The organism is Micromonospora phaseoli (assembly GCF_900109115.1).
In the GTDB taxonomy this organism is placed as follows: Bacteria; Actinomycetota; Actinomycetes; order Mycobacteriales; family Micromonosporaceae; genus Micromonospora; species Micromonospora phaseoli.
This window is the reverse complement of sequence record NZ_FNYV01000007.1, coordinates 308,811-330,296: the sequence shown is the minus strand read 5'-3', so window position 1 is coordinate 330,296 and position 21,486 is coordinate 308,811. Positions and strand designations below refer to the sequence as shown.

The window sequence follows — 21,486 nt, the reverse complement described above, 5'->3', positions numbered from 1 at the left end:
TGCTCTACCTGAGGCGTTAAGAAGGGGCCCTTCCTTTCCCGATGGCGGCGGCCACTGCGCTGACGCGGTCGGCGAGCAGGCCGAGCGCGCCCACCGCCCGGTCGACCGGGTCGTCGCCCGCTCCGCCGAGGGCCCGCGAGCGCCGGAAGGCGTCCTTCACCTCGGCCCAGCGGGCGGCCTGTTCCGGGCTCAGCCGACCGCGCAGCTCGGCGAGCTTGAGCAGGTTCGCCTCCGCGCCCGCCGCCAGGGTCTGCGCCTCGCCCAGGTAGTGATCGTCGATCACTGCTTCCAGCTCGTCGTCGGTGAGCACCGGGACGATCCGCTCGGCCAGCTTGTTCATGTTGCGGTACGACCCCTGAAGCTGGAACGGCGGCTCGACCCGCGCGTCGTCCGACTGCGCCGCCGAGGCGATGTATGCCTGGTTGTTGGCCAGCACCACCTGCTGTACCCGCAGCAGCTTGCGCAGCACCGAGACGATCTGCTCCAGCTCCACCGGCGGGTACGGGTGGGACAGCTGGTCGGCGCGCACGGTGTCGTCACCCCGGGCCATCCGGACCAGCAGTTCCAGGTCTGCGCGCTCCCGTCCGGAGAGCGGCGCCAGCACCGGGTTGGCGGTGAGCGCGTTCTCCACGTAGCTGAGGGCGAACACCTCCTCCCGGCCGGAGAGCACGTCGCCGAGGTTCCAGACGTCGGCCCGGTTGGCGAGCATGTCCGGCACCCGGAAACGCTTGCCCGACTCGGTGTACGGGTTGCCCGCCATGCACACCGCGAACCGCTTGCCGCGCAGGTCGTAGGTGCGGGTGCGGCCCTCCCAGACACCCTCCATCCGGCGTTGCCCGTCGCAGAGCGAAATGAACTTCTGCAACAGCTCCGGATTGGTGTGCTGGATGTCGTCCAGGTAGAGCAGCACGTTGCTGCCCAGCTCCAAGGCGAAGGAGATCTTCTCGACCTCCTGCCGGGCGGTGGCGTCGGGGGCCTCCGCCGGGTCCAGCGAGGTGACCTTCGTGCCCAGTGCCGGCCCGTTGACCTTCACGAAGACCAGGCCAAGCCGGCTGGCGACGTACTCCATCAGCGTGGTCTTGCCGTAGCCGGGCGGCGAGATCAGCAGCAGCAGGCCCGACTGGTCGACCCGCTTGCCGTCCCCGGTGGCACCGAGCTGCCGGGCCAGGTTGTCACCGATCAGCGGCAGGTACACCTCGTCGAGCAGCCGGTTGCGGACGAACGCGTTCATCACCTTCGGCCGGTACTCCTCCAGCCGCAGCCGCTCCCGCTCGGCGTCCACGACCGCGTTGCGTCGCCGCTGGTAGTCCCGGTACGCCGGGACCAGTTCGGTGCGGAACGCGCGGGTACGGGCCAGCGTCTCGTCCAGTCGCACGGCGAGCGTCGACCCCTCGACACGCCGGTGGGCACCGAGCAGGCCGCCGACGGTCTCCGCCATGGTCGCGGCGCTGTCCTCCCGGGCCAGCTCGGGGCCGCACAGCTCGATGGCGACCGCCTCCGGCAGGTCGTACCCCGACAGATTCCCGTCGTCGGTGGCGAGGAACGCGGTCAGCCACGCCTGGACCAGCTGGTACCGGCCGGCCAGGTCGTCGCCGAGGGCCCGCAGGTCGTCGTCGAACTCCCGGGAAGACCGGGATCGCGGGCCGCCGAGCGCCCGGCGGAACCGGTCCAGCAGGGCACGTGCTCCGCTGCCGCTGACGAACCGCACCGGCGGCGTGGCCAGCTCCGCGAAGAGATACTCGCCGGCCAGCCCGGTGCCGCCGGCCGGCAGCGGCAGCCCGGTGTGCGACAGGAAATTCTCGACCGCCTCGGCCAGCTCGGTGCAGAGCCGGTCGGCGGCATCCTCGCCGCCCGCGCGACCGAACCGTTCCCGGGCCCGGGAAAGCGAGGCGGCCCGGGCCGTCCAGGCGGACCGGGCCGGCTCGTCGGTGCCGTGGCGCCAGAACAGTTGGGCGGCGCCCCGGTCGGCCGGCGGGTAGCGCAGCAGTCCGGCACCGGCGTGCAGGCGCAGCAGCACCCGCAGGATCTCGGCCGCGTCGTGGTCGTGCACGCCGCGCTCGTACCCCTCGTCGTAGCGGGTCTCGGCGATCCGCCGGACCAGCTCCCGCAGCCCGTCGGCGTCCACCGCCGCCGCGTGCAGCTCGTCCAGGTCGGGTCCGTCGCGGCCGGCCTCGGCGGCGGCCAGGATCGCGGTGGCCAGGTACTCGGCCCGGTACACCTGCGCCGACTCGGAGACCAGCAGCTGGTCCCAGAACCGGCTGGTCTGCTGGAACGCCTCGTCCCGTACCGGGGCGCGGTAGTCGGTGCCGGTCACCGCGACCACCATCCGACCCTCGGCCGGTACCACCGCCACGTCGATCGGCTGGGTGTTGACGGCGAAGCGGTGCCGGCCCAGCCGGATCGTCTCGCCGCCGTCGGCGTACAGGTCGAGGCGGTCGCGCAGGCCGCGACCGGCCTCCTGGCGGGCGGCCCGGACCCGGCCGTCCAGCTCCTCGGCCCGCACCGCGTCGCCGAGGGTACGCAGCTCCTCGACCACCGAGCGCAGCTTGCCCACCATCGGGTCGGCCGCGAAATAGGTGTTGATCTCGTCGAGTGAGCCGAGGCTGCCGGCCCGCCGCTGCACGCTGACCAGGATCCGCTCGGCGGAGGTGACGAGCCGGTCGGCCCGGCGGGACCGCTCGTCGAGCAGGGCCTGCTTGCGGGACGAGAATGCCTCGTAGATGTCGGTGCGCCGGGTGGCCAGTTCGGCGAGGAAGTCGTCGAACTCGCCGAACCGGGACTCCAGCTCCTCCACCCGCAGCAGCAGCCGGCCGAGCTGCTCGTCGCAGCGTTCGGCGGTGTCGGCCGCCGCCAGCGCACCGGTCACCGCCTGACCGAGCAGGGCGAACTCGGCGGCGAAACCGGCCCGCCCCTCCGCGGCGGCCAGCTCCGCGCGCCGCTTGTCGAGCACGGCACGGGCCCGGTTGACCGCGCCGAGCACCTCACCGACCCGGCTCAGGATGCCGGTCCGCAGCGTCGCGTCGGCGATGTCCAACCCGCCCACCACGTCGGTGATGGTCTGCAGACCGTCGGTACGGGCCGCCAGCTCGTCGCGGACCGTGCCGGCCTGCGCCACCGTGTCGATCCCGGCGGCCTTCGTGGCGAGCCGCTCCACCTCCTGCTGGTAGCCGGTGAACGCCTCGTCCCGGCGGAGGAACTCCACCGCCCGGCGGCCGGCCACCGCCAGCTCCTCGTCCAGCCGGCCGGCCAGCTCGTCGATCCGGTCGTGCTCGACGTACCGCAGCTCCCGCAGTGTCTCCAGGTGCCCGCGGGCCCGGCGCAGTCCACCGAGCTGGGTGACCCAGTCGTCGGCGGTCAGCGGCGCCTCACCCCGGGCCCGCCGGGCCAGCGAGGCGATCTGCTCGGCACTGTCGTCCAGCTCGGCGCGGGCCCGCTCGGTGAGCGTACGGACCTTCTCGTGCTCCTCCAGCACGGCGGCGGCGGTGCGGCGTAGCCCGGTCAGCGGCGTGGCCAGGTCGCCGAGCTCGTCCTCGCCGAGCCAGTGGTAGTGATCGGCGATCCGGGCGCAGGCGGCGATCAGCGCCTCGTAGACCCCGGCGGTGGCGTTGCTGTCGACCATCCTGGCCGCGGAGAGGGAGTCCGAGATGCCGCGTACCAGGTCCGCGTTGCCGACCCGCTCCAACGGCCCGGTGCCGGCCGGCTGTGCCGCCGCGTACGCGTCCGAGACGTACGGCGTCTGCCAGACCTGCATCGGGTGGACCCGGGTCGGCTCCTCGGAGACCGCCCGGAACACCACCAGCGTGCCGTCGTCGAAGAGGGAGAAGCCGTGGCACGGGATCGGCGCGGCCACCTCCTTGCGGATCGCGTTGTACGGCAGCAGCAGCGTGCGCCCGTCGGAGCGGGCGTGGAAGACGTAGAGCACGTCCTCGCCGTTGGGCGACCGCACCACCCGCTCGAACTCCAACCCGGAGACGTCGGTTTCGAAGGTACGCGTGACGCCGGTGGCCAGGTGGTATCCGCCCGGGAAGATGATGCCGTGGTCCTCCGGCAGCCGCTGACAGGCGACACCGATGCCGTCGAGCCGGACCGCCTCGCGGGTGAGCGTGTTGAAGACCAGGTGCCGCCACTGCGTTTCCTTGTACGGCCGCAGCCGCAGCAGGATCAGCGGTCCCACCCGGGCCCAGTGCACGTCGGCGTCGGCGAGGCTCTGCAACGGCTCGTCCACCGGCTCGCTGTAGATGCCCTCGCCGACTTCGGTGTTGTTCTCCACCTTGACGGTCAGCGTTCCGCCCACCGTCTCGACGAAGACCTCACCGTCGATGGAGATGTGCGGATGCCGGCCGAGGATGTGGTCCTCGCGGGTGGTCTCGACCCACTCGAAGTCGTGCGTCGGTGGAAAGACGTGGTCCCGCTCGCCCCGGCTGTCCAGGTACTCGGGCACGCCGTCGACGCCGACCCGCCAGCGCAGCACCCGGATGTCCTCGGTACGCGGCCCGGTCTGGAAGACCGCCAGCAGCCGGCCGTCGACCCGGCGCAGCTGCAGCAGGCGGGCCTGCCGGTAGTAGCGGTACAGCTCACCGAAGTCGCGGACGAACTGCGGGTCGCGCAGCAGACCGGGCAGCTCGTCGTGGCCGGCCTCGTCGAAGCGGAACCCGGCCGCGTCCGGCCCGTCCTCGCCGGGCTCCCTGGTGAACCGGTGCAGCGAGAAGACGTCGTCGACGGTCGTCTCCGGCTTCAACCCGATGAAGACGTTGTAGCCGAACAGCATCAGCCCGCCGACCGAGACGATGTCACGGGGTACGCAGTTGTGCTCGGTCCGGATCCGCTCGGTGCTCAGCAGCCGCAGCTCGGTGCTGCCGAAGACCTCCAGCCGGCGGGCGTTGAGCGTCTCCGCCCGTCGGGCCAGCTCAGCCGCCTGGCCGGCGAGCCGCCGGCGGAGCACCTCGTAGCTACCGTCGTCCGGCCCCGTACCGACGCCGGCGTCCGAACCCACGTCGGCGTCCGGACCGGCGGTCGACTCACTCACCGGCGCGCTGCTGCGGACCGGTGAGGGCCGCCACCGGGGTGTCCGCCACACCCAGGCGCTGCGCCGCCTTCAGCAACTCCTGCAGCTTGCCCTTGTCGGCGCCGCCGGAGCGCATCTGCTGCATCAGGAACGCCGACAGGGTGAGGTTCTGCACGTCGGCGCTGTCCAGCGAGCCGACCATGCGGGCCAGGTCGTCGGTGAAGCTGGCGCTGCCGTCCAGCCACGGCTGGGCGAGGTTTCTCGCCACCTCCGAGTGGGCCACGAAGCCGTCCACGCTCTTGCCGAACGAGATCGAGCTGAGCAGCCGGTCGAAGAAGACGCTGTCCCCACCGACGATGTCGATGTTCGCCTTCTCCAGGCCGGTGGAGACCAGCTTGGCCTGCGCCTCGGCGACCTGTCGCTGGGTGTCCAGCCCGGCGAGCCGGACCTCCTTCTCCAACTCCAGTCGCAGCCGGTACTCCTCGTGCTGCCGGGTCGCGTCGTCGAGCGCGGCCATCGCGGCGGCCTTCTCGGTGAGACCCTCGGCCTCGCCCTTCAGCTTCTCGCGGACCGCGTCGGCGACGAGCAACGCCTTGTCCCGCTCCACGGCGACCTCGGCACGACCCACCTTCTCGATCGCCTCGGCGCTGCGCTCCTGGACCTGCACCTCGGCCAGGCCGGCCGCCGCCGCCTCGGCCTGGACCCCCTCGGCGAGCCGGATCTTCGCCCGGGTGTCCAGCTCGGCGGCCTGCTGACGGGCCTCCGCCAGCACCAACTGCTCGCGAGCCTTGTGCTTCGCCGCCGCCTCGGCAGCCTCCGCCGCCTTGATGTCCTTGACCAGGTTCTCCTGTGCCTCGGCCTCGGCCTGGATCACCACCGCCTGGCGGGTCCGCTCGGCCTCCTCGACCACCCGCAGCCGCTTGATGTTCTCCTCCTGCTCGGCCACGGTCTTCTCCACCGCGATCCGCTCCCGGATCACCTCGGCGATGGCCCGCTTCTCGGCCTCGACCTCCTTGTCCTTGGAGATCGTGCTGAGCTCGGTCTCCCGCTCCCGGCCGATGACCTCCAGCAGGCGGTCCTTCTCGATCCGCTCGGTCTCGATGGCGATGACCCGCTCGCGGTTCTTCTCGGCCACCGCGATCTCCCGGGCCCGGTTCTCGTGCTGGACGCCCAACTGCTCGTCGGTACGGATGTTGGCGGTCTCGGCACGCAGCCGCTCCTCCGCGCGTACCCGGGTGACCTCGGCCTGCTCGCGGGCCCGCACCGTCTCGATCTCGCGCTGCTGCTTGGCCTCGGCGTCCGCCTGCCGGCGCTCCAACTCCAGGATCGCCTCCTTGGCATCGACGTTCTGCCGGGTGATCTCCTTCTCCTCGCTGCGTCGGAACTCGTTGGTCCGGACGTGCTCCAGCGCGGTCAGCTCGGTGATCTTCCGGATGCCCTGGGCGTCGAGGATGTTCGCCGGGTCCAGCTGCGACATCGGCGTCTGCTCCAGGAAGTCGATCGCCGCGTCCTCCAGGCTGTAGCCGTTGAGGTCGGTGCCGATCACCCGGATGATCTGGTCCCGGAACTCGTCGCGTTTGGTGTAGAGGTCCACGAAGTCGAGCTGCTTGCCGACCGTCTTCAACGCCTCGGAGAACTTCGCGTTGAACAGCTCCTGCAACGTCTCCCGGTCGCTTGCCCGGGCGGTGCCGATCGCCTGCGCCACCTTGATCACGTCCTCGACGGTCTTGTTGACCCGGACGAAGAACGTGATCCGGATGTCGGCCCGGATGTTGTCGCGGCAGATCAGACCCTCGTTGCCGGTCCGTTCGATGTCGATCGTCTTGACCGAGATGTCCATCACCTCGGCCTTGTTCAACACGGGCAGCACGACCGCGCCGGTGAAGGTCACGTCGACCCGCCGGACCTTCGAGACGATCAGCGCCTTGCCCTGCTCGACCTTGCGGAACAGCCGACTGACCATGAACAGCACGCCGAGCGCGACGAGCAGGACGACGGCAAGGAGTACACCTAATCCGGTGGTGATGACATCCATGGCTGGGCGCGCGGGCGGTGGCGACCGGCGGGTGGGCCGGGCGGGACGCCGCGCATCCTCCTTTCGAGGCGTCTGAGGGGCAGCGTGGGGCGGGCCGACGCAAGGGGGTGGCCGGCTTCCCGCGGTGTGTCGGGGCTGGTTACTCGGGGATATGTCTCATCGGATCGAAGGCGGGCCCGGCGGGCATCACCCAGAAGAACTCGCCCTCGGTGTCGTAGTCGTAGATCAACGCGGAGCTGCCGGCGGGCATCCGCTCGTCGCCCGGCTGCCGGACCTGCACCACCGCCGACGAACCGTCGGCCGCGGTCACCTCGGCCTGACCGAAGTCGGCGGTCACCGTACCGGTCCGGACGAGACACAGACGCCCCACGAAGGCGTGCCGGGTGGCGTCCGTCTCCGTCGGGAACAGTCGACTCAACGGCACCGCGACCAGCCGGGTCACCAGCCACGCGGAGACCGCGGCAGCCAGCAGCACCCCGACCGAGACGGCGATCCGGGTGCCGGCGCCGAGACCGAGGCCGTCGAGCAACGCGGTGCCGGCGAGGCTGACGAACCAGGCCACCGCGACGAGCAGGGAGAAGATGACGGCGCTGGGCACCCCGCCGAGACCGAGACCGGCGAGGAAGGTGCCCGGTACACCGTCGACGTCCAGGTCGTCGCCGAGATCCAGCACCCCGGTCAACACCAGCAGCCAGTAGCCGACGACGACCACCAACAGGAAGCTGAACAGCACGGTCGGAAAACTGAGTGCCGCGCCGATGAAGCCGGTCACCCGCGTCCTCCTCCCCGTACCCGCTGGCGCTCAACCGCCACCGCACGATGATCGTGACACGGGGTGTCAACGGCCCAGGGCGGCCGATCAGCCCGTACCACCGACCTGACCGGCCAAGGTCAGCTGAGATTGACCTCGATGAGGGAATCCAACGTCGATGACCGGACCTCGGACTCGTCGGCCGTCACCGCCATGAACCAGCTGCGCCCGTCCGGCGCCCACGCCGACAGGTACGCCGTGGACGTCGCCGCGTCGTCCGTGGCCAGCGCCTGGGCGCCGATCGGCACCCGTACCTCGCGCGGCTCTCCGGGCAGGCCCAGCGGTGCCTCGAAGTCGAACACCACGACCACCCGGGACACCGGGCCGACACCCTCGTACGCCGACCTGGTCCCGATCGGCACGATCTGCGGTCGGGCCATCCGCAGCACCGCTTCGGTGGGATCGACCGGGCGCAGGTAGGACGGCAGCCCGCGCAGCTCGGGCGCCGCCGGGCTGGCGGGTGGGACGGTCACCTGAGCGGGCGGATCGCCGTACTGCGCTGTCGCGACCGCGAACACCGCCGTACCGACGACCGAGCACAACGCGACAACGGCAGCGGCGGCCCGGGCCCGTCGGCCGCGGCGAAGGCGGGCCCGTACCGCCGGCAGCGGACCCCGGTCCGGATGTCCAGGGTCGGCGTTCCAGACCTCGCGCAGGGCTTCCCGGCTGTCGGTCATCGCGCGCTCGCGTACCGGCGCAGCTCCGGTGTGGACTCACGTACGAACGTCTCGAACTCATCGGCGTCCATCCCACCTCCCTCAGCGGGTAAGACGCCGACGGCGGTGTACCGCGTTGCCACCCATCCGTTCCTCGTCGGTGGGCGGAGCAATTCACGACAGGGATGGGGGTGAACGCCACGAGGCCAGCGGCGGCGTGGCGAAGAGCACCCGCACCAGGGTGGACCGCCCCGACGGAGGTGCTGGATCCGCGGTCGTGGCGGTGGCGGCGCCGCGAGTCAGCCGGGGAGGGCGATCCGGCCGTCGATCGCGGCGGCGGCGATGTCGCCTCGGTGGTGCGAGCCGGCCAGCGTGATGTCGCGTACCAGCTGATAGGCGGCATCCCGGGCGGCGGAAAGGTCAGCGCCGGTGGCCGTACCACAGAGGACCCGGCCGCCGGCGGAGAGCAACGCGCCGTCGACGGCCCGGCGCACCGTACCCGCGTGAATGACGCCCGGCTGCTCCGCACCGGTGATCACGTCGCCGGTACGCGGCGTCGCCGGATAGCCCCCCGCGGCGACCACGACGGTCACCGCGGCACCGGCCCGCCAGCGCAGCGGCGGGTGGTCGGCGAGCGTGCCGGTGGCTGCGGCGTTCAGCAGGCCGCCCAGCGGCGTCTCCAGCAGAGCGAGCACCACCTGCGTCTCCGGGTCACCGAAGCGGGCGTTGAACTCGATCACCCGGGGCCCGGCGGCGGTGAGCGCCAAGCCGACGTAGAGCAGGCCGGTGAACGGCGTACCCCGGCGGCGCATCTCGGCCAGCGTCGGGTGCACCACGTCGCGCATGACCTCGTCGACCAATCCGGGCGGCGCCCACGGCAGCGGCGCGTACGCCCCCATGCCGCCGGTGTTCGGGCCGCTGTCGCCGTCGCCCACCCGCTTGAAGTCCTGCGCCGGCAGCAGCGGCACCGCCGCCTCGCCATCGGTCACCACGAACAGCGACACCTCGGGCCCGGCGAGGTACTCCTCGATGACCACCCGGCCGCACTCGCGCGCGTGGGCCTCGGCGGCACCGCGGTCATCGGTGACCACGACGCCCTTGCCGGCGGCGAGCCCATCGTTCTTTACCACGTACGGCGGGTCGAACTCGTCCAGCGCGGCGGCCACGCTCGCCCCGTCGGCACAGGTGTACGCCCGCGCCGTGGGCACACCGGCGGCGGCCATCACCTGCTTGGCGAACGTCTTGGAGCCCTCCAGGCGGGCCGCCTCGGCGGACGGCCCGAAGACCGCGATGCCCTTGGCCCGTACCGCGTCGGCCACCCCGGCGACCAGGGGTGCCTCCGGCCCGACCACGACCAGGTCCGCGCCCACCTCGACCGCCAGCCCGGCCACCGCCGCCGGATCGGCCGGATCCACGGCCCGAAGCTCGGCCACCGCCGCGATCCCCGGATTACCCGGCGCCGCGATCAGCATCTCGACGGCCGGATCGTCGGCCAGCCCCAGGGCGAGCGCATGCTCCCGCCCCCCACCACCAAGCAAAAGAACCCGCACGCCGAGTCATCCTACCCACCCCGTCCCCCACCCCGTTGATCAAGAAGTTTTCGTCTCAGATTCCGCGTCCGCGCGACCTAAAGCTCTTGATCACCGGCTCAGGGCTCGGCGCACGGTCTCCGGTATGTAGTCCGGGCGGAGCGTGTCGGACCAGGTGAAACGGAGGACCTTCCAGCCGGCGTTGATGAGGCGGTTCTGCCTGATGCGGTCCTCGAAGACTGCCTGGGGTGTGCCGTGGGGCGCTCTGCCGTCCGCCTCGGCGATCACCCTGGATCGGCGCCAGCCGAGATCGCCGATGCCGAGCAGGTAGCCGTCGTCGTCCCGGACCTCGAGCTGCAGCACGTCAGGTGGAACACCCCCGTCGACGCATCGCAGCCGGGTGCGGGTCTCCAACGGTGACTCCGCGCGGCCGTCCGCCTCGACCAGGCACCTCCGCGCCGCCACCGCGCCCCGCCGACCAGAGATCAACGGTGGGATCGCCGCAAGTTCCGCCTCGGTGATCAGCTGCCGGTTGAGCGCCGAGTCCAGGACACAGACCGCCGGATACCGGCCGGCCCGGAGAATGACGTCGGCGAAAGTACGTACTGCGTTGGTGACCGGGATCCCGGCGACCAGGTCCACATCGGTCGGACCGAGCGTGAGCTGATGCACCACGAGTCCGGGGTCGCTCCGGCGCTGCGGGCGAGGGCTGTCCGGCGGTACCGACACGTGGATCGTGGCGGTGGCCCTGAGGCCGGCGACGCCGTGCAGTTCGGCGGCCGTGTCGAGGACCGCCACTGCCCCGCGCCCCAGGCTGTCCACCGCCGCGCGGATCCGCGCCCGGCGACGGCGGAGCAGGTCGAGCTCAGGCATCGGCAGAAAGCGCCCCCGGGCCACCCTGGTCCAGCGTCCTGACCTGACCAGATGCCGGATCCGGTTTCGGGTGTAGCCGGCGGAAAGCGCCTGCGCCGCCGTCACCAACCCACCCTGCCCCGCCGCCACACGATTCAACAGCTCGGATTCGTTCATCCACCCAGGCTGTCGCCCACCGCCCGCCCCACGCCGCCCCTGTGGACAAACCTGTGGACAACTGACCCCGCACCTCACGTTGATCAAGAAGTTTGCGTCGACTCAGCCCTGAAATTCAGACGCAAACTTCTTGATCAACGCTGGTGGGGGGTGGGGAGGGGTGGGGAGGGGTGGGGTTAGGGGAGGAGGGGGTGGCGGGTTACGTTTTCTTCGCGGCCGGGGCCTACGCCTACGACGCTGACGCGGGTGGCGCAGAGTTGCTCGATGCGGGCGATGTAGCGTCTCGCGTTCTCGGGTAGGTCGGCTTCGGTTCTTGCCTTGGTGATGTCCTCCCACCAGCCGTCGTGCTCCTCGTAGATCGGGGTGGCGTGGTGGAAGTCGGTCTGGGTCATGGGCATGTCGTCGACGCGCTTGCCGTTGATCTCGTACCCGACGCAGATCGGTACCGTGGACAGGCCGGTGAGCACGTCCAGCTTGGTGATCACCAGGTCGGTGACACCGTTCAGGCGGCAGGCGTACCGGGCGACGACCGCGTCGAACCAGCCGCACCGGCGTTCCCGGCCGGTCGTGGTGCCGTACTCGTGGCCGACCTTGCGCAGGTGCTGGCCGTTGTCGTCGAACAGCTCGGTGGGGAACGGTCCGGAACCGACCCGCGTGGTGTACGCCTTGCTCACCGCGATCACCTTCGTGATCGCGGTCGGCGGGATGCCCGCCCCCACGCACGCCCCACCGGCCGTCGGGTTCGACGAGGTGACGAAGGGGTAGGTGCCGTGGTCCATGTCGAGCATGGTGGCCTGGGCACCCTCCAGCAGCACGGTGTCGCCACGGTCCAGGGCGTCCCAGAGCATCGCCCGGGTCTCCGCGATGTACGGCCGCAGCCGCTCCGCGTACTCCAGGTACTCCTCGATCGTGGCGTCGACGTCGATCGCCTTACGGTTGTAGACCTTGAACAGCACCTGGTTCTTCTCGCGCAGCGCGAGCTCCAGCTTCTTGCGCAGGATGCCCGGGTCGAGCAGGTCCTGCACCCGGATGCCCATCCGGGCGACCTTGTCGCCGTAGGCCGGGCCGATACCCCGGCCGGTGGTGCCGATCCGGGAGCTGCCGAGGTACCGCTCGACCACCCGGTCCAGCGCCCGGTGGTGCGGCATGATCAGGTGCGCGTCGCCGGAGATGCGCAGCCGGGACACGTCGACGCCCCGCTCGGCCAATCCGTCGATCTCGCTGAGCAGCACCTTCGGGTCGACCACCACGCCGTTGCCGATGACGATCACGGCGTTCGGGGACAGCGCACCGGACGGCATCAGATGCAGGGCGTACTTCTGCCCGTCCGGGGTGATCACCGTGTGGCCGGCGTTGTTGCCGCCGGAGTAGCGGACGACGTAGTCGACCCGCTCACCCAGCTGGTCGGTAACCTTGCCCTTGCCCTCGTCGCCCCACTGAGCGCCGATGAGCACGATCGCTGGCATCTTCTCGCCTCCAGAAGGCTCGGGTGCCAGATGGCGACCGGTCAGCGAGCCCGGGGTGTCAGGTTAACAAGTAGTGACGGCACGACCGGCAGGGGTCGCGTCGAGAGGAGCAGAGGGAGCTACCCGTGTACGACGTGGTGCTGCTCACCCTGGGCGCGGAGCGGAACGCTCCGGGAGCCGGGTGTGGCAGCGGCGAAGCCTGCTGCGGCGGTGCGACCGAGGCCGCCAGGGATCGGGACGAGCGTTGCGAGACACCGCGCGTACCCGTGCTGGCCTGCTCGGACGCGCTCACTGCCCGGGGTGCACGGGTCGAGACGTTGACCGCTCGCTCAGATGCGGAGATCGACGAGGTGTTGGCCCGGCTGGACGGGCCGCCCCGCCCGGACGGCCTCACCTGGCCCGACCCCGATTCCAAGACCCGCCTCGTGGTCGCCGTGGCCGGTGACGCACAGTTGCGGGCCGTGCTACGCCGGCTGGTCCGGCGGTACGCGCCGCCGCCCAGCCGCCGCCCGGCTGACCTGGCCGACAACCGCACGGTGCCGGACCTGCCCCCGATCGGCGTACTGCCGCTCGACCCGGCGCGCAGCACGGCGCACCGCGACCTCGCCGCGCAGCTCGGGCTGCCCCGTGACCCGGCCGCGGTGGCCGCCGCGGTGCTCGACGGCACCCCCCGCCGGCTCGACCTGCTGCGCAACGACGGTGGCTCGGTGACCGTGGACGGCGCGCTGCTCGGCGCCGCCGCCGAGGACGGCCGCCCGCTGCACTGGCGCGGCCGGGTGGAGGTGGACGACGCGGTCCTCTCCGCTGGCGACGATCCGCTGCTGGCCTGTGCGATCGGCAACGCGGGCGGGTACGCCCGCCTCGACGACGTGACCCTGCTCGCCACACCGGACCCGACCGACGGGCTGGTCGAGGTGGCGGTGGCGGTGCCGGTGGTCACCCGATCGCGGTTCGGCCGACGCCGGATCCGCCTGGAGGTCCGTCGGGCCCGTGGCCGGGCCGTATCGGTGCTGCCCCGGGACGCGACCCCGCTGCCGTACCTGGACGACGGGGTGGAGGGGCAACTGACACGTAAGCGGTCCTGGTGGACCGAGCCGGGTGCCTGGGCGGTCTGGCAGGCCTGACCTCGCCGACGCACCGGCGGCCGGGATCGGCCGGTGGGCCTATCCTCGGCAGGAGGAATGGGGAGGAACCGTGGTGGACGAGAACGCCGACCGGGTGCACGTGCCCGGCCAGCATGCGGTGCCGGAGCGGGATATCGAACCACTCTGGCCACCGGACCAGATCGACGGCTCCGGCCCGCCGGGTTGGGGTGCCCCGCCACCGGTACCGCCTGCCCCACCGGCCGGGCAACCGCCGTCGCCCGCCGACTACCCGTCGTTGACCGGTGGCGGGCCGCCCGCCACCGGTTGGGAGCCGGACGCCGCCCCCTGGAAGTCGGATCCGCGCGAGGCCGTCGGCGGGGTGTCGACCCCGACCGGCCCGCCTGGCCCTCCACACGCCCCCAACGGTGCGGCGGGTCCGCCGCAGGCCAGCGGGTGGGACCCGTCCGCACCGATCCCGCCCGCACCGCAGCCGGAGCCCGCCCCGGTCGACCTCGACCTGCCCTTCACCCTGGACCGGTCCACCTCGCTCGCCCCCACCCGGGATGTCGGGGTGGTCGCGACCGGGCGCCACTCGATGGCCGGCGAGGAGTCCGACACCGCCCTCGACCCAGCGGCGGTCACCGGCCCGAGCAGCTCCGACGGCACGGTGAACGGCGACGGCGACGCACCCCCGACGGCCCGACCGCAGGCGGAGTCGCCGTGGGCCCACCCACCGCAGCGCCCTGCCTCCGACGCCACCGCACCCGTCGACAACACCGACCGCCCTGCCCGCCCGGACTGGGCCGGGCCGGCTCAGCCGCTACCACCGATGCCCCGGCCGATTCCGGGAATGCCGACGCCCCAGCAGGCCGGCCCACCCCCCTTCGTGCCGCCGCAGCAGTACGGCACCCCGCCCGTGCCGCAACACGGTTCCGCCGTCGGGCCGGTGTACCAGCCCACAGTGATACCGCCGACGCCGCACGCGCCGCCGCCGGACGCGGGCCCACCTGCGGAGCCCTATCCGGGGCCGGTGTCACCGCAGGCCGAGCCGCCGTACGCGGCGGCGCCGCCCGGCCCGTTCCCGCCGCAGCCGGCCTGGCATCCGGCACCCTGGCAGCAGGACGCGCCGCCGCCGGTGACCCACCCGGTGCCGCCGCAGCCCTACCAGTCGGCGAACACGACGTCCCGAACGCCCCCGGGGTATGCCGAGCCGGCGTGGAGCCCGGAGACGGGTGCCCCGCCGACCGCGGAGGACTTCGCCCGCCGGCGGCAGGTACGCCCGGCCGATCCGGTCGCGACGACCGGGCTCCGCGCCGTGGTCAACAAGACGGGCCTGGTGAAGCTCCCGCCAGGGCGGCATGAGCTGGAGCGCAAGCGGGACATCGAGATGGTGCGCCGCAACTTCGGTGGGCTGCGGCAGGTGACCGTGGTCAACCCGAAGGGCGGCGCCGGCAAGACCGTCGCCATCCTGCTGCTCGCGATGACCTTCGGTCAGAATCGCGGCGGGTATGTGCTGGCCTGGGACAACAACGAGACCCAGGGCACCCTCGGCATGCGTGCCCAGCAGGACTTCCATTCGCGTACGGTGCGGGACCTGCTCCGGGACCTCGGCCAGTTCCACGGCGCACAGGGGCGGGTCGGTGACCTGTCGCAGTACGTCCGCTCGCAGGGCGAGGGGATGTTCGACGTCCTCGCCTCCGACGAGTCGGCCACCGGCGGTGAGATGCTCACCGCCGCCGCCTTCGGCGAGATCCGCGAGGTGGTCAGCCGGTTCTACAAGCTGATCTTCGTGGACACCGGCAACAACGTCCGGGCGCAGAACTGGCAGGCCGCGATGGACGCCACCGACCAACTGCTGGTCACCATGTCGGCCCGTAACGACTCGGCCGAGACCGCCGCCCGGATGCTCGACCACCTGGAGCAGAGCGGGCGGCATCGGCTGGTCCGGCAGGCGGTCACCGTGGTCTCCATGCCGCCGTCCCGCAAGGAGATCGACCTGCCCGCGATCCAGGAACACTTCGCCGCGCGCACCCGGGCGGTGCTGCTGGCCCCGTACGAGCGGCTCATCGACACCGGCGAGCCGCTCCGGTACGCCCAGCTCTCGGCGGCGACCCGGGACGCCTGGCTCAAGATCGCCGCAGCGGTGGCCGAGGGACTGTAACGCCGGCCGAAGGGCGGTCGGGCCGGCCGGCTCCCTCGGCCGGCCGGGACCGCCGCCGGGTGGTTCAGTTGCTGGCCAGCGCGTCGGCGGCAGCCGGATCGCAGTCGCGGAGGAACTGGGCACAGCGGGCAGCCTCGTCCGCCTCGGCGATCGCGTCGGCGGCCCGGGACAGCACGTAGAGGCAGCGCAGGAAGCCGCGGTTCGGCTCGTGCGACCACGGCACCGGCCCGTGCCCCTTCCAGCCGCTACGGCGCAACTGGTCCAGACCTCGGTGGTAGCCGGTCCGGGCGTACGCGTACGCCGTGACGACCTGGCCCTGGGCGAAGGCCCGGGTGGCCAGCGCGGCCCAGGCCGCACTGTGCGTCGGGAATCGGGCTGCCACCGAGGCGAACGCCGCCTCGCTGCCGTCCTGCTCGGCCGCGGCCAGAGCGGCGTCGGCCTCGACGTGGGCGGGTAGGAGCGTGGCGGGCGGCTCAGGCAAGAGGTTCTGCATCGCCCCATTCAACCCGCTTCGCACGCCGGCCCGCGAGCGGGGCGGGTAAGCGGGTCGGCTGAACGGCCGAGAGGTCCGTCACGCCTGCGGCCCATGCCGGAGTCGGAGCGTTTCCACTACAACTGTGGATCCGGAGCCTCCCCAGGAACCGGATGCGGGAGCCCGGCCAGGCCGCCGGGCTCCCGCCCAACATCTCGGGCTCCCGTGCCAACTCGTTCGGGCTCCCGTGCGAGCTCGTTCGGGCTCCCGTGCGAGCTCGTTCGGGCTCCCGTGCCAACCCGCCGGGCCGCGTCCGGCGAGGCTGAGCCGGCCGGGCAGGATGACCGGGTGCCGACTCCACCCCCCGCGGACGTCATCGAGCCGCACACCTGGACAGACGAGATTCAGACCCGGGCCGAGTTCGACCGGCGACTGGCCACCGGCAGCCTGGTCGGGCTCACCGTCCAAGGGCTTCGGCTCGATCTGGACCCGCTCCCCGACTTCACCGACGTCGAGGTCGCCGGGACGCTCTTCGTCGGTTGCCGCCTCGCCTCCCGACAGGTCGGCGCCGACCTGGTCCGGCGCGGCGCCAACGTGGTGCCGCCGTTCTCCGGGCTGCCGTACCCGACCCAGCCATCCCACCTCTACACGCCGGAGGAGCTGGCCGCCGGCTTCACCGAGGGCGGCTTCGCCGCCATGTACGACACCCGGGTGTACGCACACTTTCGCGCCCACGGCGGAGCACTGCCGGACGTCCGGGAGGCGCTCGGCCAGCGCCTGCACGACCACGGCGTGGACAACGCGCTCGCCGACGCGACCCGTGCCTGGCTGGCCACCCACGGGCCGCAGTCCGTGGTCGGAGTGATGGGTGGTCACGCGGTACGCCGGGGCAGCGCGTCGTACCGGATGGCCGCGATCCTCGGCCGGGAACTGGCGCGGGCCCACCGGCTGGTGGTCACCGGCGGCGGGCCGGGGGTGATGGAGGCCGCGAACCTCGGTGCGTACCTGTCGACCCGACCGGCCGAGGACCTGACCGCCGCCGTCGACCTGCTCGCCACCGCACCGGACTTCACCGACCACGACCGCTACACGGCAGCGGCGCTACAGGTACGGGAGCTCTTCGGCCGATCGGTGCTGCCGCCCGGAAACGGCATCGAACCCGCCACCGCCTACCGGGCGGACTCGGCCGCGCTGGCCACCGGCGAGCTGGACTGGGCGAGCTGCGGGGGCCTGGCCATCCCGACCTGGCTCTACGGTCACGAGCCGGCGAACCTGTTCGCCGGCCGGATCGCCAAGTACTTCTCGAACGCGATCCGGGAGGACACCATCCTGCGGCTGGCCCGGGGCGGCATAATCTTCGCCCCCGGCCGGGCAGGCACCGTGCAGGAGGTGTTCCAGGCGGCCACCAAGACCTACTACGGCACCGACGGGGTCAGCGGCGCCTACGTCTTCCTGGACCGCGAGTACTGGACGACGGAACTGCCGGTGGAGTCGCTGTTGCGCCCACTGCTGGCCTGCTCGCCGTTCGGCGACCTGTCGGACACGGTGCACCTCACCGATGACGTCGACGAGGCCGTCCGCCTGCTGACCGGGTAAGGAAGGGCACCTTGTTAACGCCTCCGGTAGAGGAGGGGACCCCTATTAACAACCCGACTTAACAACCCGACCCGGCACGGCACGGCGGCCGGCCCCGGAACGGGACCGGCCGCCGAATGGTCAGCGTCAGCGGGTCACTTGGTCATCGTGGTACCGGTCGAGCGCAGGTGCTCGCAGGCCTCCGCCACCCGGGCGGCCATGCCGGCCTCGGCGGCCTTGCCCCACACCCGCGGGTCGTACATCTTCTTGTTGCCGACCTCACCGTCGACCTTGAGCACGCCGTCGTAGTTGCGGAACATGTGGTCGGCGACCGGGCGGGAGAAGGTGTACTGGGTGTCGGTGTCGATGTTCATCTTCACCACGCCGTAGTCGAGCGCCTCGCGGATCTCCGAAAGCAGCGAGCCGGAGCCACCGTGGAAGACCAGGCTGAGCGGCTTGTCCTTGCCGTACTTGGCGCCGACCGCCTCCTGGATCTGGTTGAGGATCTCCGGGCGGAGCTTGACGTTGCCCGGCTTGTAGACGCCGTGCACGTTGCCGAAGGTCAGCGCCGCCATGTAGCGACCCTTCTCACCCAGGCCGAGCGCCTCGACCATGGCCAGGCCGTCTTCGACGGTGGTGTAGAGCTTGTCGTTGATGGCGTTCTCGACGCCGTCCTCCTCGCCGCCGACGACACCGACCTCGATCTCCAGGACGATCTTGCCCTTGGCCGCCTCGTCGAGCAACTGGGCGGCGATCTTCAGGTTCTCCGCCACCGGCACGGCCGAGCCGTCCCACATGTGCGACTGGAACAGCGGCTCCTCGCCACGCTTGACCCGCTCCTGGGAGATGGCCATCAGCGGCCGGACGAACTTGTCCAGCTTGTCCTTCGGGCAGTGGTCGGTGTGCAGCGCGATGTTGACCGGGTACTTCTTGGCCACCTCGTGCGCGTACGCGGCGAACGCCACGGCGCCGGTGACCATGTCCTTGATCGACGGGCCGGAGAGGTACTCCGCACCACCCGTGGAGACCTGAACGATGCCGTCACTCTCCGCGTCGGCGAAGCCCTTGAGCGCCGCGTTCAGCGTCTGCGAGGACGTCACGTTGATCGCCGGGTACGCGTACCGGCCGTCCTTGGCGCGGTCCAGCATCTCGGCGTAAGCCTCGGGGGAAGCGATGGGCATGTCGAACGCTCCTTACTTGCCGCTGTCGGCCGTGCGGCCGCTGTTCTCCTTGAGGGCCGGCCTCGCGGCCGGCTGATCTCGCCGGGGCGCCGGCCGGATGGCCGCCGGCTCCCCTGGGTACGCCGGACCGCGCTGTCCTCCGCGGGCAGTATCCCGTAGCTGGGCCGGCCGGGCACAACCGGGCCGGTTCACCGCCGGTCCGCGGAATCCGGTAGCACGACGCTGATCAGCCAGGTCACCACCGCCATCACGATGGCACCCCAGAAGGCCGCCCAGAAACCGTCCACCTGGAACGGTAGATCGAAGGCCCGGGCGATCCGGTCGGTCAGCAGGAACAACAGGGCGTTGACCACCAGCGCGAACAGGCCGAGCGTCAACAGGTAGAAGACGCAACCCACCACCTTGATGAGCGGTTTCAGCACCGCGTTGATCACACCGAAGATCAACGCTACGACGATCAGAGTGAACGCCGTGTCGTAGCCGGTCCGGCCGGTCACCTCGACCCCGGGCACGACCAGCGTGGTGATCCACAGGGCGACAGCGGTCACCGCCAGCCGGATGAGAAAGCCCACGGCACCATCCTGGCATCGGGGACCGTCGCCGGTGGGTGGTTCGGCCGACTCGGCAACGCTCGCGGCGTACCCTCGCCGAGCCGGCGGCCGACCGCTTGCCAGCGAGGCAGCGGGTCAGCCCGTACCGTGGGTGGGTACCGTCCACCGACATCCCGGAGGCACCGAATGGGCCAGCCCGACGAGGACTTCGCCCCCGGCGACCACCTCAGTCCGGAGGAGCGCGACCCGGAGGCAGAGCCGGCCGACGCGGTCGAGCAGGCCGCCGTGGTCGACCCGGCCGGGTTCGAGGCCGAGCCGCACCGTGGCCTGGAGGTCGACGACTGGGACGCGATGGAGCAGGCCCGCGTCGTGGGTGCCGACGAGGACGACTACCGCTGACGGTCGGACCTCACCGCGACTGAAGCAAGCCGAAAACGGGACGACGCAAGATCGAGACAGCTGACACCATGGCCCGGTGCTGCTCACCCTGACCACCACGCACCAGCCGGCGACCGATCTCGGCCACCTGCTGATCAAGCACCCCGACCGGGTGCACGCGTTCGACGTACCCGTCGGTACCGCGCACATCTTCTATCCAGAGGCCGATGAGCAGCGCTGCACGGCCGCTCTCCTGCTCGACGTCGACCCGTTGCGGCTGGCCGCCGCGCGGGGCCGGGGCCGTGGCCGGCAGCCGACCACCACACCGGACAGCTTCACCCTCGGGCGGTACGTCAACGACCGCCCGTACGCCGCGTCCAGCCTGCTCGCCTCGGCGCTGTCGAAGGTCTACCGCTCGGCCCTGCGGGGCGAGTCCAAGGCGCGGCCCGAGCTGGCCGGGGCGAGCATCCCGTTGGAGGTACGCGTCCCGGTGCTGCGCTGCCGAGGCGGCGCCGACGTGGCCACCCGGATGTTCACCCCGCTCGGCTGGACCGTCACCGCCACCGCCATCCCACTGGACGAACTGCACCCCGAGTGGGGCGTCAGCCGCTACGTCGACCTGACCCTCACCGGCACGATGCGGGTCGCCGACGCGCTCAATCACCTGTACGTACTGCTGCCGGTGCTGGACGACGCGAAGCACTACTGGGTGGCCCCGGACGAGGTGGACAAGCTGCTGCGAGCCGGCGCGGGATGGCTGGCCGACCACCCGGAGCGGGCACTGATCGTCCGGCGTTACCTGGCGCACCGGCGGGCGCTGGCGGGCCAGGCGTTGGAGCGACTGGCCGCCCAGCGGCCCACCGACGAGCCGACCGCCGACGACGGGGTGGACGACGCGCCTGCGGCCGAGCCCGCACCCCGGGCGTCGCTGGCCGCTCGGCGTCGGGAGGCGGTACACGCCGCACTGGTCGACGCGGGCGCCCACCGCGTACTGGACCTGGGGTGCGGCGGTGGTGCCCTGCTGGCCACACTGATCGGCGACCGCCGGTTCACCGAGATCGTCGGTACCGACGTCTCCAGCCAGGCACTCACCATTGCTGCCCGCCGGCTGCGGCTGGATCGGCTGCCCGAACGTCAGCGCGACCGCCTCAGGCTCCGGCAGTCCGCGCTGACCTACCGCGACGACCGGCTGCGCGGGTACGACGCCGCGGTGCTGATGGAGGTCGTCGAGCACCTCGACCCGCCCCGCCTGCCGGCGCTGGAGGATGCCGTCTTCGGCTACGCCCGGCCGGGCACCGTCGTGGTGACCACACCGAACGTCGAGCACAACGTCCGCTACGAGGGTCTGCCGGCGGGCGCGTTCCGGCACGCTGACCACCGCTTCGAATGGACCCGCGCCGAGTTCGCCGACTGGGTACGCCAGGTCTGCGCCAGCTACGGCTACACGGCCGCGCTGCACGGCGTCGGCGACGAGGACCCGACGGTCGGCGCACCCACCCAGCTGGCCGTGTTCACCCGGATCTGATTGTTAACAAGGGGCCCCTGCTCTACC

The 21,486-nt window shown here is 71.8% G+C and carries 15 protein-coding genes; 5 read left to right on the top strand and 10 right to left on the bottom strand.

Annotated features, from left to right (window positions below; translation table 11 throughout):
• Positions 1–16: 16 nt before the first annotated feature.
• The 7 genes from BMY89_RS31370 to BMY89_RS19675 form a co-directional block, all read right to left on the bottom strand.
• On the bottom strand, positions 17–5,026 hold the full coding sequence (locus BMY89_RS31370) for a DNA repair ATPase (protein ID WP_269766872.1): 5,010 nt from the start codon (positions 5,024–5,026) through the stop codon (positions 17–19).
• Complete coding sequence (locus tag BMY89_RS19700) at positions 5,019–7,040, bottom strand: flotillin family protein (RefSeq protein WP_092381471.1); 2,022 nt, start codon at positions 7,038–7,040, stop codon at positions 5,019–5,021. The genes BMY89_RS31370 and BMY89_RS19700 overlap by 8 nt, the downstream gene beginning before the upstream one ends.
• 139 nt (positions 7,041–7,179) lie before the next feature.
• The gene (locus tag BMY89_RS19695; RefSeq protein WP_092381470.1) at positions 7,180–7,812 is read right to left on the bottom strand and encodes a hypothetical protein; all 633 of its coding nucleotides are present in this window, start codon (positions 7,810–7,812) and stop codon (positions 7,180–7,182) included.
• A gap of 119 nt (positions 7,813–7,931) precedes the next feature.
• The gene (locus BMY89_RS19690) at positions 7,932–8,528 is read right to left on the bottom strand and encodes a hypothetical protein (RefSeq protein ID WP_092381469.1); all 597 of its coding nucleotides are present in this window, start codon (positions 8,526–8,528) and stop codon (positions 7,932–7,934) included.
• A gap of 278 nt (positions 8,529–8,806) precedes the next feature.
• Complete coding sequence (gene purD, locus BMY89_RS19685) at positions 8,807–10,057, bottom strand: phosphoribosylamine--glycine ligase (RefSeq protein ID WP_092381468.1); 1,251 nt, start codon at positions 10,055–10,057, stop codon at positions 8,807–8,809.
• 90 nt (positions 10,058–10,147) lie between these two features.
• Positions 10,148–11,065: a type IV toxin-antitoxin system AbiEi family antitoxin domain-containing protein gene (locus BMY89_RS19680; protein ID WP_092381467.1), complete on the bottom strand. Its 918-nt coding sequence runs from the start codon at positions 11,063–11,065 to the stop codon at positions 10,148–10,150.
• A 176-nt stretch (positions 11,066–11,241) separates the two neighbouring features.
• Positions 11,242–12,531 carry an adenylosuccinate synthase gene (locus BMY89_RS19675; protein ID WP_092381466.1) on the bottom strand — a complete coding sequence of 430 codons (1,290 nt, stop codon included), beginning with the start codon at positions 12,529–12,531 and terminating at the stop codon, positions 11,242–11,244.
• Positions 12,532–12,656: 125 nt separating this feature from the next.
• Here BMY89_RS19675 and BMY89_RS19670 point away from each other — a divergent pair, with 125 nt between their 5' ends.
• Together BMY89_RS19670 and BMY89_RS19665 are read left to right on the top strand one after the other, a co-directional pair.
• Complete coding sequence (locus tag BMY89_RS19670) at positions 12,657–13,655, top strand: diacylglycerol kinase family protein (protein WP_092381465.1); 999 nt, start codon at positions 12,657–12,659, stop codon at positions 13,653–13,655.
• A 70-nt stretch (positions 13,656–13,725) separates the two neighbouring features.
• Positions 13,726–15,777, top strand: coding sequence for a MinD/ParA family ATP-binding protein (locus BMY89_RS19665; protein WP_092381464.1), 2,052 nt, complete (start codon positions 13,726–13,728; stop codon positions 15,775–15,777).
• A 64-nt stretch (positions 15,778–15,841) separates the two neighbouring features.
• On the opposite strand, the gene BMY89_RS19660 is transcribed toward BMY89_RS19665, so the two are convergent.
• The gene (locus BMY89_RS19660) at positions 15,842–16,270 is read right to left on the bottom strand and encodes a DUF3151 domain-containing protein (protein WP_092381463.1); all 429 of its coding nucleotides are present in this window, start codon (positions 16,268–16,270) and stop codon (positions 15,842–15,844) included.
• Positions 16,271–16,597: 327 nt separating this feature from the next.
• Between BMY89_RS19660 and BMY89_RS19655 the strand changes: the two genes are divergently transcribed.
• Positions 16,598–17,845, top strand: a complete 1,248-nt coding sequence (locus BMY89_RS19655; protein WP_175510391.1) for an LOG family protein — start codon at positions 16,598–16,600, stop codon at positions 17,843–17,845.
• Positions 17,846–17,979: 134 nt separating this feature from the next.
• Here BMY89_RS19655 and fbaA read toward each other — a convergent pair whose 3' ends face one another.
• Together fbaA and BMY89_RS19645 are read right to left on the bottom strand one after the other, a co-directional pair.
• Positions 17,980–19,005: a class II fructose-bisphosphate aldolase gene (fbaA, locus tag BMY89_RS19650; RefSeq protein WP_092381461.1), complete on the bottom strand. Its 1,026-nt coding sequence runs from the start codon at positions 19,003–19,005 to the stop codon at positions 17,980–17,982.
• Between the two features lie 188 nt (positions 19,006–19,193).
• Complete coding sequence (locus BMY89_RS19645; RefSeq protein ID WP_092381460.1) at positions 19,194–19,577, bottom strand: phage holin family protein; 384 nt, start codon at positions 19,575–19,577, stop codon at positions 19,194–19,196.
• Positions 19,578–19,742: 165 nt separating this feature from the next.
• Here BMY89_RS19645 and BMY89_RS19640 point away from each other — a divergent pair, with 165 nt between their 5' ends.
• Both BMY89_RS19640 and BMY89_RS19635 read left to right on the top strand, forming a co-directional pair.
• Positions 19,743–19,955, top strand: coding sequence for a hypothetical protein (locus tag BMY89_RS19640; RefSeq protein WP_092381459.1), 213 nt, complete (start codon positions 19,743–19,745; stop codon positions 19,953–19,955).
• Positions 19,956–20,031: 76 nt separating this feature from the next.
• The gene (locus BMY89_RS19635) at positions 20,032–21,459 is read left to right on the top strand and encodes a 3' terminal RNA ribose 2'-O-methyltransferase Hen1 (RefSeq protein ID WP_092381458.1); all 1,428 of its coding nucleotides are present in this window, start codon (positions 20,032–20,034) and stop codon (positions 21,457–21,459) included.
• Positions 21,460–21,486: the final 27 nt, after the last annotated feature.

Bases quoted from the DNA above. Each gene is read 5' to 3' on its own strand.
- BMY89_RS19675 (WP_092381466.1), bottom strand. From the start codon at position 12,531: ATGCCAGCGATCGTGCTCATCGGCGCTCAGTGGGGCGACGAGGGCAAG.
- fbaA (WP_092381461.1), bottom strand. From the start codon at position 19,005: ATGCCCATCGCTTCCCCCGAGGCTTACGCCGAGATGCTGGACCGCGCC.
- BMY89_RS19640 (WP_092381459.1), top strand. From the start codon at position 19,743: ATGGGCCAGCCCGACGAGGACTTCGCCCCCGGCGACCACCTCAGTCCG.
- BMY89_RS19680 (WP_092381467.1), bottom strand. From the start codon at position 11,065: ATGAACGAATCCGAGCTGTTGAATCGTGTGGCGGCGGGGCAGGGTGGG.
- BMY89_RS19700 (WP_092381471.1), bottom strand. From the start codon at position 7,040: ATGGATGTCATCACCACCGGATTAGGTGTACTCCTTGCCGTCGTCCTG.
- BMY89_RS19690 (WP_092381469.1), bottom strand. From the start codon at position 8,528: ATGACCGACAGCCGGGAAGCCCTGCGCGAGGTCTGGAACGCCGACCCT.
- BMY89_RS19660 (WP_092381463.1), bottom strand. From the start codon at position 16,270: ATGCAGAACCTCTTGCCTGAGCCGCCCGCCACGCTCCTACCCGCCCAC.